11 protein-coding genes are annotated in these 14,790 nt (G+C 39.5%); 7 read left to right on the top strand and 4 right to left on the bottom strand.

The features are described 5' to 3' along the window. Nucleotides 1-35 precede the first annotated feature (35 nt). Nucleotides 36-1,592 carry a fatty acid--CoA ligase gene (locus FQ085_RS09555; RefSeq protein ID WP_149456459.1) on the bottom strand — a complete coding sequence of 519 codons (1,557 nt, stop codon included), beginning with the start codon at nt 1,590-1,592 and terminating at the stop codon, nt 36-38. Between the two features lie 432 nt (nt 1,593-2,024). Here FQ085_RS09555 and FQ085_RS09560 point away from each other — a divergent pair, with 432 nt between their 5' ends. Both FQ085_RS09560 and katA read left to right on the top strand, forming a co-directional pair. Further along, the gene (locus FQ085_RS09560; protein WP_149456460.1) at nt 2,025-3,038 is read left to right on the top strand and encodes a C40 family peptidase; all 1,014 of its coding nucleotides are present in this window, start codon (nt 2,025-2,027) and stop codon (nt 3,036-3,038) included. A gap of 175 nt (nt 3,039-3,213) precedes the next feature. Then, entirely contained in the window at nt 3,214-4,680 is a 1,467-nt protein-coding gene (gene katA / locus FQ085_RS09565; protein WP_149456461.1) for a catalase KatA, read from the top strand. 110 nt (nt 4,681-4,790) lie between these two features. On the opposite strand, the gene FQ085_RS09570 is transcribed toward katA, so the two are convergent. After that, entirely contained in the window at nt 4,791-6,194 is a 1,404-nt protein-coding gene (locus tag FQ085_RS09570) for a protoporphyrinogen oxidase (RefSeq protein WP_149456462.1), read from the bottom strand. 154 nt (nt 6,195-6,348) lie between these two features. Between FQ085_RS09570 and FQ085_RS09575 the strand changes: the two genes are divergently transcribed. From FQ085_RS09575 to FQ085_RS09585, 3 genes are all read left to right on the top strand, one after another. Next, nucleotides 6,349-6,906 (top strand): nitroreductase family protein, encoded by a 558-nt coding sequence (locus FQ085_RS09575; protein ID WP_058386983.1) that lies wholly within the window; start codon nt 6,349-6,351, stop codon nt 6,904-6,906. Nucleotides 6,907-7,188: 282 nt separating this feature from the next. Next, nucleotides 7,189-8,619 (top strand): FAD-binding oxidoreductase, encoded by a 1,431-nt coding sequence (locus FQ085_RS09580; RefSeq protein WP_149456463.1) that lies wholly within the window; start codon nt 7,189-7,191, stop codon nt 8,617-8,619. Continuing rightward, a complete protein-coding gene (locus FQ085_RS09585; RefSeq protein WP_058386579.1) occupies nt 8,616-9,161 on the top strand; it encodes an MFS transporter in 546 nt (181 codons plus the stop codon). The genes FQ085_RS09580 and FQ085_RS09585 overlap by 4 nt, the downstream gene beginning before the upstream one ends. A 91-nt stretch (nt 9,162-9,252) precedes the next feature. Here the strand turns inward: FQ085_RS09585 and coaW are convergent, their stop codons facing one another. Continuing rightward, complete coding sequence (gene coaW / locus FQ085_RS09590) at nt 9,253-10,068, bottom strand: type II pantothenate kinase (RefSeq protein ID WP_149456464.1); 816 nt, start codon at nt 10,066-10,068, stop codon at nt 9,253-9,255. 214 nt (nt 10,069-10,282) lie between these two features. Here coaW and FQ085_RS09595 point away from each other — a divergent pair, with 214 nt between their 5' ends. Further along, nucleotides 10,283-10,759 carry a DUF948 domain-containing protein gene (locus FQ085_RS09595; protein ID WP_149456465.1) on the top strand — a complete coding sequence of 159 codons (477 nt, stop codon included), beginning with the start codon at nt 10,283-10,285 and terminating at the stop codon, nt 10,757-10,759. Between the two features lie 291 nt (nt 10,760-11,050). Here the strand turns inward: FQ085_RS09595 and FQ085_RS09600 are convergent, their stop codons facing one another. Then, nucleotides 11,051-11,899 (bottom strand): mechanosensitive ion channel family protein, encoded by an 849-nt coding sequence (locus tag FQ085_RS09600; protein ID WP_149456466.1) that lies wholly within the window; start codon nt 11,897-11,899, stop codon nt 11,051-11,053. Between the two features lie 775 nt (nt 11,900-12,674). On the opposite strand from FQ085_RS09600, the gene FQ085_RS09605 reads away from it, so the two are divergent. Beyond that, the gene (locus FQ085_RS09605; protein ID WP_149456467.1) at nt 12,675-14,699 is read left to right on the top strand and encodes a sensor domain-containing phosphodiesterase; all 2,025 of its coding nucleotides are present in this window, start codon (nt 12,675-12,677) and stop codon (nt 14,697-14,699) included. Nucleotides 14,700-14,790 lie beyond the last annotated feature (91 nt).

Raw genomic sequence — 14,790 nt, forward strand, 5'->3', positions numbered from 1 at the left:
CTCCTTGTCTGTATATCCCCTAGTTATTGTTATCCCTATTTATCGTCTTTGGCATAAAGTTCACGCAACAGAAATTTCTGTATTTTACCGCTGGCATTTCGTGGCAGTTCATCGACAAACTGGTAAGATCTGGGCCGCTTAAAGCGTGCAAGGTTGTTGTTATCGAGGCAATACTCTTCCAATTTCTCTTCAGTGAGTGATGTGTCTTTTGCAACAATAAATGCCATCACTGCTTCGCCCCATTTTTCATCGGGAATCCCTAAAACCGCAACATCTTGAACCATGTCGTGTTCATGAAGAGCATCTTCCACTTCACGCGGATAAATATTTTCTCCACCGCTAATAATCATGTCGTCAACTCGATCGGACACAAACAAATAGCCATCTTCATCCATATACCCTAAATCACTCGTATGGTACCACCCTTTATATAGCACACGGGCCGTTGCCTGCGGACGATGGAAATAACCACCCATCATGCTCGGTCCACGAACAATAATCTCTCCCACCTCAAATGCTGCTAATTTGTCATCGGGTTCAGAAGAACCTTGTTCTTGTGTCCGAACGATTCGAATTTCGTGGTTAAAAGCCGGTTTTCCAGCTGAGCCTGCTTTTGTCAACTGTTCATCTTCAGCAAGAAAGGTAATCGCTGGTCCCATTTCCGTTTGACCATAAGCTTGGATCAATGCAATTCCCAGTACTTCTTTAACTCGCTTTACGAGTACAGGCGCCATCGGAGCTGCTCCATACAGCCCGCGCTGCAAAGTTTTCACTTTAGATGCGGCTCCTTCTAATTCGGTCATCATGCTCCACATTGTCGGCACAGCAAACATAACCGTAACTCTTTCGTTTTCAATGGTCTCGATTGCCGTCTGCGGATTAAATTGATGCATGATAATACTTGAAGCGCCGGCCTGAACGCGTGGAATAACGCAGCAATGTAATTCTGCACAATGAAACATGGGTGCGACGACTAACCCCACATCATTCTTCGTATACTTTAACATTGCAATGCATGTCATACTTTGTTCCGCCATGTTGCGGTGGTAGTGAATTACTCCTTTTGGTCGTCCTGTTGTGCCACTTGTATACATAATCGCGTAAATATCCATTTCATCTACTTCTACAAGCGGATCTGTTGCAGACGCCGCATTGACTTGTTCCCGATAACTTATTGCGTAAGTAGGAACCGTATCGTCTATAAACCAAAATTGAATACTCGGAAACTGGGAAGCTATTTTCTCAACTGTATCTTTTAAAGCTTCTTCAAAAAGAACAATTTCTGGTGTCGCGTCATTTAGAATATAGGCTAACTCTTCGGGCTTCAAACGAAAATTAATGGGGTTGAAAACGGCTCCTATCTTTGCACAAGCAAATAAAGCAGTAGGCAATTCACTATTATTGAAAAGAAAACTTGAAACACGATCTCCTTTACAGACACCTGCAGCAATTAGCGCATTTGCTAAACGATGAACTTCATCACTCCACTGTGAATAGGTCCATCTTTTCTCTCTTCTCATATCTATCAGCGCTTCTTTATTTGGATACATGCTTACTGTCTGATCGAATACTTTGCCAAGTGTTGCATACATTTTGTGCTCCTCCTTTTGATGAAACCATTTGTTCTATCAAATTAACTATATGATGTCAGAAAAAAACCAATATTGCAACAACTCTAAATCTATCTTAAATCAAGGCATTAACTGGACGATGTTTATATCACCTGTCGCTATTGCAAACGATTAATTTAATATGTTTTTTTGCAATAAACAATCATTTAACAAGAGCTATTAACTTTTATTAAAACTGACCGATATTATTTTGTGTAGGACCTCCGTCTGCCTGTAATTCTTCAACTAAACATTCCTTATTTAAAGATTTAAAATCAAATTATCATTACTTTTATTTTTGTAACACAAATGTAATATTGATTCTTATTGCCTATATTGAATTAATTATATAGAATTAAGAAAATTACAAAAACAATAGACTAAATAAATAAGATTAGAAAAAGGGGCTTGAGAATGAGAAGAGTTATTTTTACTTTAGTTGCTGCTACTGCATTATCGATGGCGATCGGGGCTTCCAACACAGAAGCAAGCACATATACCGTTAAACCAGGAGACACATTATGGAAGATCGCTTCTAGTAATAAGATTTCAGTTGATCAGCTGTTATCGTGGAATAAGTTACCATCTACTTCGATTCATCCAAATCAGACCATTAAAGTCGCAGCTACTTCGGCTACCGCTCCACCAAAAAATACCGGAACTAAAGCACCAGTAATCTCTACTAGTACATATACAGTCAAAGCCGGGGACACTTTGTCACAGATAGCTCGAATTCACAGTACCAACGTGAGCTCTATTCAAAAATTGAATCAGCTACCTGATAGCAATATACGTCCCGGCCAAAAGCTAACAGTCAGCGGCAAGGCGCAAGCTAATACACCAACAGTTGCTAAACCCAATACATACCGCGTAACGAGTGGAGACACATTAACAACTATTGCAAAGCGGCACGGTGTTTCCGTTTCGCAATTAATGAGTTCTAACAGCTTAAAAACAAGTTCGATTCGTCTGGGCCAAGTTTTGATAATTGATGGCAGTTCAGCCACTGGTCAACTGGTCACTGTTTCGAAACCAACTACTACTGCACCTAGTTCTGGAGCCATTTCTACAGTTATTGCTATAGCCAACTCTTCATTAGGTACCCCTTATAAATGGGGAGGAGCTGCACCAGGTGGATTTGATTGTAGCGGCTTTATTTATTACGCATACAATCAGGCAGGATTCAACGTTCCGAGAACCAGTACAACAGGCTTTGACGCAATTTCTTCTCCTGTGAGTTCTCCACAAATTGGCGATTTAGTCTTCTTTAAAAATACGTATCGGGCCGGAATTTCACATATGGGTATTTTTATTGGGAACAATAGCTTTATTCACGCAGGTGGCGATCGTGTTCAAGTGACAAGTCTCAATGACAGCTACTGGGGTTCACACTTCGATAGCTTCCAACGCCTAAATGTTACGAAATAAAAATAGAAACAGTACCGGTCCAACCGGTACTGTTTTTTTGCACACATTCAACGGCTCATTAGAATAGAAACTCCTTAATTATAGTTATTATCATTTAGTATTGATTTTAATTTAAAGGGTGATATGATTAGAAGTGTAGTGTTTATATTAAAATAGAAAATGAGGTGTTCGATTTATGACTACGAACAAAACAGGTTTAACAACTAGCTGGGGGGCTCCAGTAGGAGACAACCAAAATTCTCAAACCGCCGGACAACGCGGTCCCATTCTTTTGCAGGACGTTCATCTTCTTGAAAAGCTTGCACATTTCAACAGAGAACGTATTCCTGAGCGTGTAGTTCATGCAAAAGGAACAGGCGCACACGGTTATTTCGAAGTAACTCAAGACGTTTCAACATATACGAAAGCGGCTTTTTTATCGGAAGTTGGTAAGAAAACAGAGATGTTTGCACGCTTTTCAACTGTTGCTGGTGAACTAGGCTCAGCGGATACAGTTCGCGACCCACGTGGCTTTTCTTTAAAGTTCTACACAGAAGAAGGAAACTATGATTTAGTCGGTAATAATACGCCAATCTTCTTTATCCAAGACGCGATTAAATTTCCAGACTTTATCCACACACAAAAGCGCGATCCACGTACTCACTTGAAAAACCCTAACGCAGTGTGGGACTTTTGGTCATTGTCACCAGAATCATTGCACCAAGTAACTTATTTGATGGGTGACCGCGGAATTCCCGCTACACTTCGTCATATGCACGGTTTTGGAAGCCATACATTCAAATGGACCAACGCTGAAGGTGAGTCGGTTTGGATCAAGTACCATATGTTAACTGAACAAGGCATTCAAAACATCACACAAGAAGTTGCTGACAAAATCGCTGGCGAAAATCCTGATTTCCATACAGAAGACCTTTTCAATTCAATTGAAGAAGGCGACTTCCCTGCTTGGAAAATGTATGTACAAGTTATGCCTTTAGAAGATGCCAACACATACCGCTTTGATCCATTCGATGTGACTAAAACATGGTCTCATAAAGACTATCCACTAATGGAAGTTGGCCGCATGGTACTTAACCGCAACCCCGAAAATTATTTTGCTGAAGTTGAGCAAGCTACTTTCTCTCCAGGCACTTTGGTTCCGGGTATCGACGTATCTCCAGACAAAATGCTTCAAGGCCGTTTGTTCGCATACCACGATGCACATCGCTACCGTGTAGGCGCTAATCACCAAATGCTGCCAATTAATGCAGCGAAAAACCAAGTGAATAATTACCAACGCGACGGCCAAATGAACTTTGGCAACAACGGTGGTGGTTCTGTCTACTATGAGCCGAATAGTTATGGGGGTCCTACTGAAACTGCAGCTGCTAAACCAGCTCCACTTGAAGTATCTGGGGTAACTGATTCGGTGCCTTATTACAAAGAGGATTATTACACACAGCCAGGCGATCTTTACCGCTTGCAAAGTGCTGAAGAACAACAACGTCTTGTTGCAACTTTCGTCGGCGGCTTAAATGCTGTTGACAAAGAAGACATTAAACTTCGTCAAATCAGCCATTTGTATAAAGCAGATGCTGAATTTGGGACACGCGTTGCTGAAGGTCTTGGTCTTGCGGTTCCAGATCTTACAGAAATAAAATAAGTACTTGATAATATCGTTTCTATTTTCTCAATTAGCCGTTTATCCAAAATGTGGATAAACGGCTTTTTATTGTTTTTAAACCTAAAAAAAGACCATTGCTGGCCTTTTTTCTACTCTTCAATTTGATCGGCTAGATTATTAGCGATAATTTCTGCCAGATCGGAGCCATTTTGAATACATGCTCCGATTCCGACACCAAAATAAGAGGAACCTGCTAATTTAATACCCGGTACCAATTCTTCCATTTTCAATTCTAACGCACTAAGAGCTGTTTTATGGCCCATGTGATAATTTGGCATTAAGTTTTTCCAACCAGTCACTTCGACAGCCAAAGGTACATCTTCAATTCCTAAGCTTTTGCGGACATCTTCCATCGCTACCGCTGTCAATCCTTCTTTTGTTAAACTCTTTAACCTACCGTAAGATGGGTGTGAACTCTTGTAAAATAGGCGCACGAGTAATTTATGGTTTGTGGACGTATGACGCCACTTCCGACTCGTCCACGTACAAGCATTGCAATGCAAATCACTTTCCTGCGACACAATGAATCCCGTCCCATCTTCAGGCAGTCGATCATCTGGAATATCAAATCCAAGATAGACACTAATCAAGGACGAATTCAGAAACTCATCAAATTCCGTGTCCAGCTCCGCTATTTCTAAAAGTTGCTGCGCTACTTGATGAGGCGTTGCTAAAATTACATAATCTGCTTCTATTGTCTCGCCGTCTTCAAGCTCTATTCGGTAGTGTGCTGCTTCTTTTTTGACGGCTTTGGTTCCAACTCCCTTAATTATACGGGCATGTTGTAACTTATTTTCCAATTCGTCGATTAACACCTGCATACCGCCATCAAATGAGATAAATTTTTTATTGGCCGCACCTTGGAAAAATTCTTTATTGGCTTCGAATCCTTTTATGATACTGCCATACTTATTTTTGTAATCAACCAAATAAGGTAATGTCGATGCCAAGGTCAATTCATGAAGGTTTCCAGAATAGACTCCCGATAACACAGGCGCAATCTGATTTTCAACCAATTCTTTCCCTAAGAAAGCTTCGAGAAAATCCCCAATTGAGCTATCCCGCGTAAAGCTTTCGTTCATACTATTTAAATCTTCTAACGCTCTCTTTTTGCCGTCGTCAGAAACAAGCGTTGAACTAAACAAAGCCTCTTTACTCATCGGAATACCAAAAACAGTATCTTTCGGAATAGCATGCAGGACATTATTGGCATATAAATATGAAATTCCTGTGCCGTTGTAAACCATCCGTTTTTCCAAGCCTAACTCTTCTATTAGTGGCAGAACACTGGCATGACGTGCAACGATAGAATCTGCCCCGACTTCCATTACAAATTCCGAGTCTTTCACTGTTTTGATCTTCCCGCCTAATTGTTCCTTTTCTTCAATCAGTACTAACTCCATATCGAGATGTTCTTTCAGGTTTAGTTTTTGTAAATAATACATTGCGGAAAGACCCGTAATTCCCCCGCCGACTACAACAATTTTTTTCAACTCAATCCACTCCTTGCCTATACTTATATTCTACCAACACTTTCAGTTGTCAGCCTAATTGTTCATGTCTTTTTTGATACACTTTTAATCTCTCTGCGTGTTAGGATAAAGAATAGATAACCGCATTTTTTGCGAAAGGGAGAGACGTTTAATGATGAACGCTATTGATCAGAATATCATAGAAAGACGCTCCATTAAGAAATTTAAGGATGATGCGATCAACGTGGAAGAAATTATCGAACTGCTGAATGTCGCCAAATGGGCGCCTAACCATAAAGTTAATGAGCCGTGGCGCTTTCAATTGTATACAGCTGCTGGGAAAGAAAAATTCGTTGAAGCTTTTATGGAAGCCATGCGAACGCCAGAAGGTGAAATTCCACCAAAAGCGCTAAACAAAGCCGACTACTTCCGGAGTATTCCACTTCATTTGGTTGTCGTTATGCCTGAAGATCCAAGGCAACGAAGATGGGACGAAGACTACGGTGCAGTTTCATCGATGCTTCAAAATTTCCAACTGGCTGCATGGCAACGCGGCATTGGTATGATTTGGCGTTCTAACGACTGGATCTACAACCCTATATTCCGTGAAGCCCTTGGTGTAAAACCAGGCGAAAAAATTATCGCTACTATGATGATTGGGTACCCTGCTCATATTCCGGCAAAACAACAACGCACTGATATCCGTGAAAAACTGACAATTATTAGTGAATAGCATCGTTAAGCTTGTTTTCTAAAACTTCTCCAATTATTGGGGTAGTTCACTTTTTTAATATTGAAAAGTATATTTTTTATGAATAATGGTAAGTTAGCCACTTATTTAACCCGATATAAAAGAGATGCTGCAGCCTGCAACATCTCTTTTTATTTGCAACAACTCGGACACGATCAATAAAATTAAAATTCCTACTACTATTTACTAATTAGTGGAACTATTTCAATTAGTAACGGTCTTATAGAGAAAGAGCGTAGAGTCTAAAAAAAGGGTGAAGGTATTATGAAAGCTGCATGGATAATCCTTATCTACCTATCTGTTTTCGGTTTGTCTATTTATTTATATGCCACACAACTAAACGGCCCTGCAACTGAACTACATCAACGACTTTTACCTGTCGAGATCAAAACAGTCCGGTCAGGTACGACTGACGATGAGCTTCAGAAAATTGTTCGAGAAGCAAAGAAAACTGAAGAGGTTCTCTCAATCGCAGGCATGCAACATAGCCAAGGCGGACAGACAGTTTATCCGAACGGTATCATGATGGATATGAAGCCCTACAACCAAATAGTCAACGTTGATAAAGCAGCAAAAACGGTGACTGTGCAAAGTGGAGCAACGTGGGCAGACATTCAAGAAGCCATCAATCCTTATGGCTTTTCACTAAAGGTAAGTCAATCGCAAAACATCTTCACAGTTGGTGGTTCGCTGAGCGTGAATGCACATGGCTTGGACATTCGAAATGGTGGATTGACTGATACGGTTTCTTCAATGCGTCTAATAGATGCTAACGGGGACATTATCAAACTAAGCCCTACTGAAAATAGCGAGTTGTTTTATGCGGTTCTTGGTGGCTATGGTTTGTTTGGTATTATTCTAGACGTCACACTACAGCTGACTGATGATGAGTTGTACGAAACCGATACGGCAAGCATGTCCTATCGCGATTACCCATCTTATTTCAAGCAACACGTACACAACGATCCCGATGCCAAAATGCACCTAGCTCGAATTTCAATTGCTCCAGAATCTTTTATGGAAGACATGTACACCATTACGTACAAGTCAGCTCAAGATCAACAAAAGCTTGCTCAATACCAAAAGCTGAAAACCGAAAACCTAGTAGCAGTACCAAAATTTTTCTTAGGGCTGTCACGTATTAATGATGCTGGAAAAGACAGCTTTTGGAATGCACAAAAAATCTACACACAACAAATCGATGGCAATCTCGTATCGCGAAACAATGTTATGCGATCCGATTCTGAGTTCATGGAGTACGACAATAGCCGAAGAACCGAAATTTTACAGGAGTATTTTGTTCCTGTAGATCAATTTGAAAACTATATTCCGGCATTAAAAGCAGTGCTTGAAAACAGTCCTGACTTTAATTTAGTAAATGTCACGATCCGTTATGTGGAGAAAAATGAGGATGCCGTTTTATCTTATGCAAAAGAAGACATGTTTTCACTGGTGCTACTCATTAACCAAGGAACCGATCCAAAAAGTGTAAAAGAAACAGAAAAGGTCGTTCAGGATATGATTGATGTGACACTCGCACACGACGGTAGTTATTATTTACCTTATTTCGGCTACCCAACAAAATCTCAAATGCAAGAAGCTTATCCGAGAACCAAGGAATTCTTTGAGTTGAAAGACCAGTTTGATCCGGATCACCGCTTTATGAATCTCTTTTATGAGGAGTATCGGCCATGAACTATAAACGTTTTATTTATTATCAAGGCACAATCGGTATGGCGTCCAGTATGATTTTCCCTTTCTACATTTTACTGATTCGTAATGTTGGCGACAGCTATGCTCAGTTTGGCTGGGCATATGGCTTGTTCGCGTTGACGGCTGCTCTTTGTTATCCGCTGATTGGGAAATACGCTGACCAAGTTGGCGATAAAACGTTACTTTTTGTTTATTCTTGGGGAATGGCGATTCTTTTGCTATTTTTCCCACTAGCTTCTGAAGTTTGGCACGTGTATATTCTACAAGTTCTCATGGGGATGCTGGGTGCTGTCCAGAAAAACTCTGAAAAAACGGTCTTAGCACGCTATGTTACAAAAGAAATGGCTGGCACGCAAATCGGCCACTATCATGTCTGGACTTCTGTCGCTGCAGCTGTTGCTATTATTGCTACGGGTTATCTCGTTGATTTTCTAACGATTGCCAGTATTTTTTATGTAGCATCCGTCATCTTTGCCTGGAGCGGTTTAATGCTAATGAAATTAAAGTCTGTCGAGGTATCATAAGCTGTTGACTATGTTGAATGTAACATCGCCAAACTAAAAGACGTCTATGCACCCATCTTGATGGCTGCATAGACGTCTTTTTAACAGGTAACTAACCTCTTTTTTTAGCTAACGAAGACATCGCTCCCATCGCTCCTGAAAATTCCCCATTATCGAGAAATACAGGAACAGAGCCGCGCAAAATCGTATAGCTTGTCACTACTTCTTTCAGTAACGGATTGTCGATAAAAGAAGAGCCGATATAAACGATGGTCGAGCTTCTACATTGTCGAGCCGCTTGTACACTCACTGTGCTGACTGTTTCACCAACTAGACCAATAACCGTCGCTAATAGCTCTTCTTTCGTCAAATCTTTTGAAATGGCAAACAAGTTTTGTCCAAAGTTACTAGCTGTCAGCTCTCCTGAGATAGGAGGCTCTTTGCCTTCATAGATATGCTTAACTTTCAAATCGATTCGTTCACGGGAACCTTGTCTGGCTAAAGAAACAATTTCGTCGTAGCGGGTAACGCCGGTCAACAAATGGCTCAAGCCAATCAACATTCCTCCACCAACACCCGTGCCGCCCAAACGTTCATGGACATTATCTTGAATGCAGTGGATAGAAGTGCCGGTTCCAACATTCGTCACCAAATAAGCATCTTCTAAACGACCCATCTCTTTGAGAAGAACTTGCACACCTAGATGAGTAGCTTCAAACTCGACCATTTCCTGTGCTGGTTGGTTGAGCAAAGAAACCAGTACGCCCGACCTTCCACCTGTCACACAAACTTCACTGTCACCAAGGCCGTTTACCCAGTCGGCAACTTGCTCAATTTCAGCAATTGGGTGTTTTTCAAAATGGATTTCCCCTTTGTTGGTATACGCCACTTTGATTAACGTACCGCCTGCATCTATTCCAACAATCATTTCCGCACCTGCTCTTTCTCGCATCTCCCTAGAAAAATGCCAGATAATATTATAGACATATGATGAAATTCTACCATACTCATTTATATTATGGGAAAGGTTTCAAATGCGCTCTAGAAATGAAGATTCTTTTCTTCTATAATAGGATGTTAATCACTGAAGTTTAACGGGTATAACATACTCAAGACATGAATGGAATAGAGGAGGAAAAAAGATGGACTATGCACTGTGGCTTTACATAGCACTCGCAATCTTTGTCGTGGCACTGATCATCGCAATTATTGGTGTGGTTATGCTGATAGTAGGCATGAAAGAACCGCTGAAAAAGATGAAAGATTCCGCCAACAATTTAACAGATCGAATGGGCAAACTTCAACTCGAAACAACAAGTCTGTCACACAATGCCAACGAGCTGAAAGAAGATATGCAAATGAAATCCGAAAAAATCACTGCTTTGATGGATGCCGGAAAAGGTACCGTGAACTCAGTTATCGACTTAAATGCTTCAGTGCGGGCAATTACAGGGAATATTGCATCACGCGTAGACCATAATCGAGACAATATTGCGGAAGTTAACCAGTGGAGCAACGGGGCGATGAAGCTACTCGTTGCATTGGAAAACCGCAATATAACCAAAAGAAGCGATGTTACTCATTCTTCAACTTCCTTCTCTGATACTAAACACTATTAGTAAATAAGTAATCGGACGTAAAAAGGCAGCCATTTTGGCTGCCTTTTTCACTACCTCAAAACTGTTTTTATCGCTTTTTTTATTTCTGTTTTTATCGGTTGAACTAGTGATTTCCAGTTGCTAAGGATTTGCGCCATATCTTCTCGTTCACAACGGAAAAATAGACAATACCTTCTTACTCAACAAGTTACTTAGCGCCGGCGCGCCGGCGCGTCCACGGGCTGGGCTTCTTGCTGGAGCTGTGCCCAAAGCGACCGAAGCGGGGGTTCTATTGTTCAACTTATACTGTAGTTAACTTTCTAAAGTCCCACCATTTTTTTGGATATTTACTTGATGAGGAAATGGAATTTCAATACCGTTTGTATCCAACGCCTCTTTAATAGCTTTACGCAAATGGCGCTCTACCGCCCACTGCTCGCCGTTTTTTGCTTTTGCAATAACGCGTAAAGTCACGTCCGACGCACCAAATGCCTGTACCCCAATAACATCAGGTCCTTCAACGATTCCTACGTCTTCGGTTGCCACATGCGTGCAAGCCGCTTGTATGACTGCCATCGCTTCGTCAATGTTTTCATCGTAGGAGATACCAATATCGACTAACGCTCGCATATTGCCACGCGAATGATTGCTGACTGTCATAATGTCCCGGTTCGGAATATAGTTCAAGGTGCCATCGAAACTGCGGATCTTTGTTGTTCTTAGTCCGACTGCTTCCACAATGCCATCGATACTCCCAACCGTTACGTAATCATTAACATCCAGCTGTTTTTCGAGCAATAAAAAGAACCCTGTAACCACGTCACTAACAAGTCCCTGCGCTCCAAAACCTATCGCCAGTCCAATAATCCCCGCGCCCGCAATGAGACTTGCAACAGACAAACCGAATATATTGAATACGGTAGTCACCAATATAAAAATTAAAATGTAAGAGAAAATATTTTCAGATAAGCTCTGAAGCGTTAACGCACGACCTTTTGTAACGTCCCCTTTTACTAACAGCTTATCGAAGAAACGATCTATTAGTTTTTTCCCAATCGCTCTTACTAAAACAAAAGCAACTAAAATCCCAATAATTTGAGCTGCAATTACTCCTGCGCCAAAAAGAAGCGCTTCCCAATCAAAATTCTTAACATCTAACAAAAAATCATCCCTTCTTTTTTGTGGTAAAGCACTATCTTTATACCACAATCGTATTCCATACTCATATTCCTTTATAACATAGATGGAGAGTTGATTTCATTTCTGGGTAATGTTTTTTGGTTTCTTTTCTTTTGCAAACTCTTTACTTACCGTATCTTCAGTAATATATTGCGAGAAGTTTAGTTTGTCTCCTAAAATGAGAGTTTCAATCTTATACATAAGCTACCTCAAACAAGATAACAGATAGAGTATCAACTTGCACTTCTTGAAATGAATAGTATCTTACAAATTAGCGACTACTGACATATGTGTCTATTATCTTTGAACACTGAAATTGTTGATACACCCCTAATCAATCTACAATTAATCCACTGAACAAGCTTAAAACAGTTCTTTTGACCTTCTTTACATGCAAAAAAAAATAAAAAAATCTTCTTTTACTTTAAATCGGGATTATTCGATTTCAATATTCATTAGGAAATCATATATCGCAAAAAAATACCTATTTCAAATTAGGTATAAAACTCATATAATTAGTTACTAATACCGAATACAATAAGCATATGTATTCACTCTACCTATACTATAATTATTAAATTTCTTTGAAAACTTCAATTAGATAGATGCAAGTCTTTTTCAATAGTGACAAAAGAATTGCACCTATTTTAATGATTACAACTATCCATTCCTTTAACTGTATTTACGTTATTTGAAAGTCTTTAGCAATGTTTTTAACACATTAAAGTAAATTTGAGATTGGTGGGTATGATTACGTATGCAAAATACAGAGTTACAACTATACAAATCAACCGAAATACTAGGAGACTTCATCATTATCCTTAGTAGTGATGGCATCATTGTCCATTCCAGTCAAAATTGGAAAAAATATTGTCAGAAGCATCAAACGGAAAATGCTCTTTGGGAAGTTGGAGAAAACTACTTTAATAGCTTAGAAAAATCGAATAACTTTAACGAACTTCAGTGTTTAAAAGATGTCTTAACTGGAGTCGAAGAAGAAAAATTTCAGTTATCCTTATTTTATACACAGGAAAAAATAGATTATTTATCTGTGCATTATCAACAGTTTTTATTCACTAATAATTCAAAGGGAATTATTTTGCATAAACAATTGGTAACGAATAAACCCGCAACCCCTTCTTTAGACACAGAAGTTATTCTTGAAAATATGACGGATGCCTTTTTTCTTCTAGACGATCAAATGAAGTTTTACTTTTTAAATTCAGAGTCAGAAAAGGTTTTTCAATGCAAAAAAGAAGACATGATTGGTCGTACCCTTTGGAACTGTTTTCCTGCAGCTGTTGGAACTGAATTTTATTCAAAATGTAATCACGCTATGGAAAAACGAGTTACTGTTCAGTTTAAAGAATTCTATGCTCCGTTAAATAATTGGTTCAATGTCAAAGCATCCCCGGTTAGAGATGGTGGGTTGGCTGTATATTTCCAAAAAAATAATAGTGACTATAACATAGAAGCCGAACGCCAAAAGATTCCCTATACCGATTATTTAACTAATTGGCCGACTCGTACAAAGTTTGAGGAGGAACTAGAAAAAATTCTATATGAAAAGAAAACTTTTTCTCTCTTTTATATCAACTTAGATAACTTCAAATACATCAATACACTTTATAACCATCGAACAGGTGACGAAATCATCAAAAGCATAGCGAAAAATTTGGAGAAACTACTTGATCAGAAAGATTTAGTTGGACGCCTCGACGGTGACGAACTAGTCTTTCTTCACTTGCATCGAGGAGACGAAAACATTATACACTTTGCAGAAAAGGTTAGAGAACTCTTTACCCATCCTATCGTTCTAGAAGATCTCCGCTCAATTACGGTGAACGCGAGTATTGGTGTCTATTCTTATTTACAAGGTAGCTATAGTGTTGAAAATCTAATTTCTTTCTCAGAGACCGCTATGCGTGCTGCTAAAAAGCAAAACGGTTCTTCTTGCTGCTTTTTCCAGCCAAGTATGAGAGTTGATTTGAACCGACGACTAGTAATTGAAAAGAGCTTGTCAGGAAATGTAAAAGAACTTGGTTTCTACTTTGTCGTTCAACCGCAAATTAATTGTGATACCGGTGAACTTGTCGGTGTTGAAGTACTGTCAAGATGGAATCACCCAACACTCGGACCTATTTCCCCGATTGAATTCATTACGATCGCAGAAGAAACAGGTACTATTTCAAATTTAACAAACTGTCTGCTGAAGGATGTCTTTTCTTTTATTAATTGCACAAAAAATCAGGGTGACATTTTCCCTAAAACTGCTATTAATGTGACAGCATCCTTACTTTCAAGTAAAACATTCTTTAAAGAGTTGTTTCTACTTATGGAGCAAAATCAGATATCCTCTGAACAAATTGAAATTGAAATTACCGAAAGTGTAGAATTGACCTATTCGGAAATCACTCTGGCTAACTTGATAACTTGTCAGTCAAAAGGTATATCAATTGCTTTAGACGATTTTGGCACTGGCTTTTCGATGCTATCGTATTTAATGGACTATCCAATCGATAAAATTAAACTAGATAAATCATTTGTTAGCAAGATTGGTCAGGATGAAAAATCCGAAGCTGTTCTCAAATCTCTTATTCAATTTGTAAAAGGGGTTGGCTGTACATTACTAGCAGAAGGCGTAGAAACACAAGAAGAATCTCTATTTTTACAAGCGAATGGATGCCCTATTCACCAAGGCTACTTTCACGATAAGCCTTTGCTGCCAAAAGATTTCTTAACAAAATATATAGGTGTTTCGAATCAAAAAAAAGGGGAATAGTGTGTAGGAAATATCACACAAACTTATCGCTTATATAGAAAGATGCTGATTGTATTGGAAACGCAAGTTAATACTTTTCTGTCAATTGACC

Source organism: Planococcus sp. ANT_H30, from assembly GCF_008369335.1.
GTDB lineage: Bacteria > Bacillota > Bacilli > Bacillales_A > Planococcaceae > Planococcus > Planococcus kocurii.

Bases quoted from the DNA above. Each gene is read 5' to 3' on its own strand.
- FQ085_RS09555 (WP_149456459.1), bottom strand. From the start codon at position 1,592: ATGTATGCAACACTTGGCAAAGTATTCGATCAGACAGTAAGCATGTAT.
- FQ085_RS09560 (WP_149456460.1), top strand. From the start codon at position 2,025: ATGAGAAGAGTTATTTTTACTTTAGTTGCTGCTACTGCATTATCGATG.
- katA (WP_149456461.1), top strand. From the start codon at position 3,214: ATGACTACGAACAAAACAGGTTTAACAACTAGCTGGGGGGCTCCAGTA.
- FQ085_RS09575 (WP_058386983.1), top strand. From the start codon at position 6,349: ATGAACGCTATTGATCAGAATATCATAGAAAGACGCTCCATTAAGAAA.
- FQ085_RS09580 (WP_149456463.1), top strand. From the start codon at position 7,189: ATGAAAGCTGCATGGATAATCCTTATCTACCTATCTGTTTTCGGTTTG.
- FQ085_RS09585 (WP_058386579.1), top strand. From the start codon at position 8,616: ATGAACTATAAACGTTTTATTTATTATCAAGGCACAATCGGTATGGCG.
- coaW (WP_149456464.1), bottom strand. From the start codon at position 10,068: ATGATTGTTGGAATAGATGCAGGCGGTACGTTAATCAAAGTGGCGTAT.
- FQ085_RS09595 (WP_149456465.1), top strand. From the start codon at position 10,283: ATGGACTATGCACTGTGGCTTTACATAGCACTCGCAATCTTTGTCGTG.
- FQ085_RS09605 (WP_149456467.1), top strand. From the start codon at position 12,675: ATGCAAAATACAGAGTTACAACTATACAAATCAACCGAAATACTAGGA.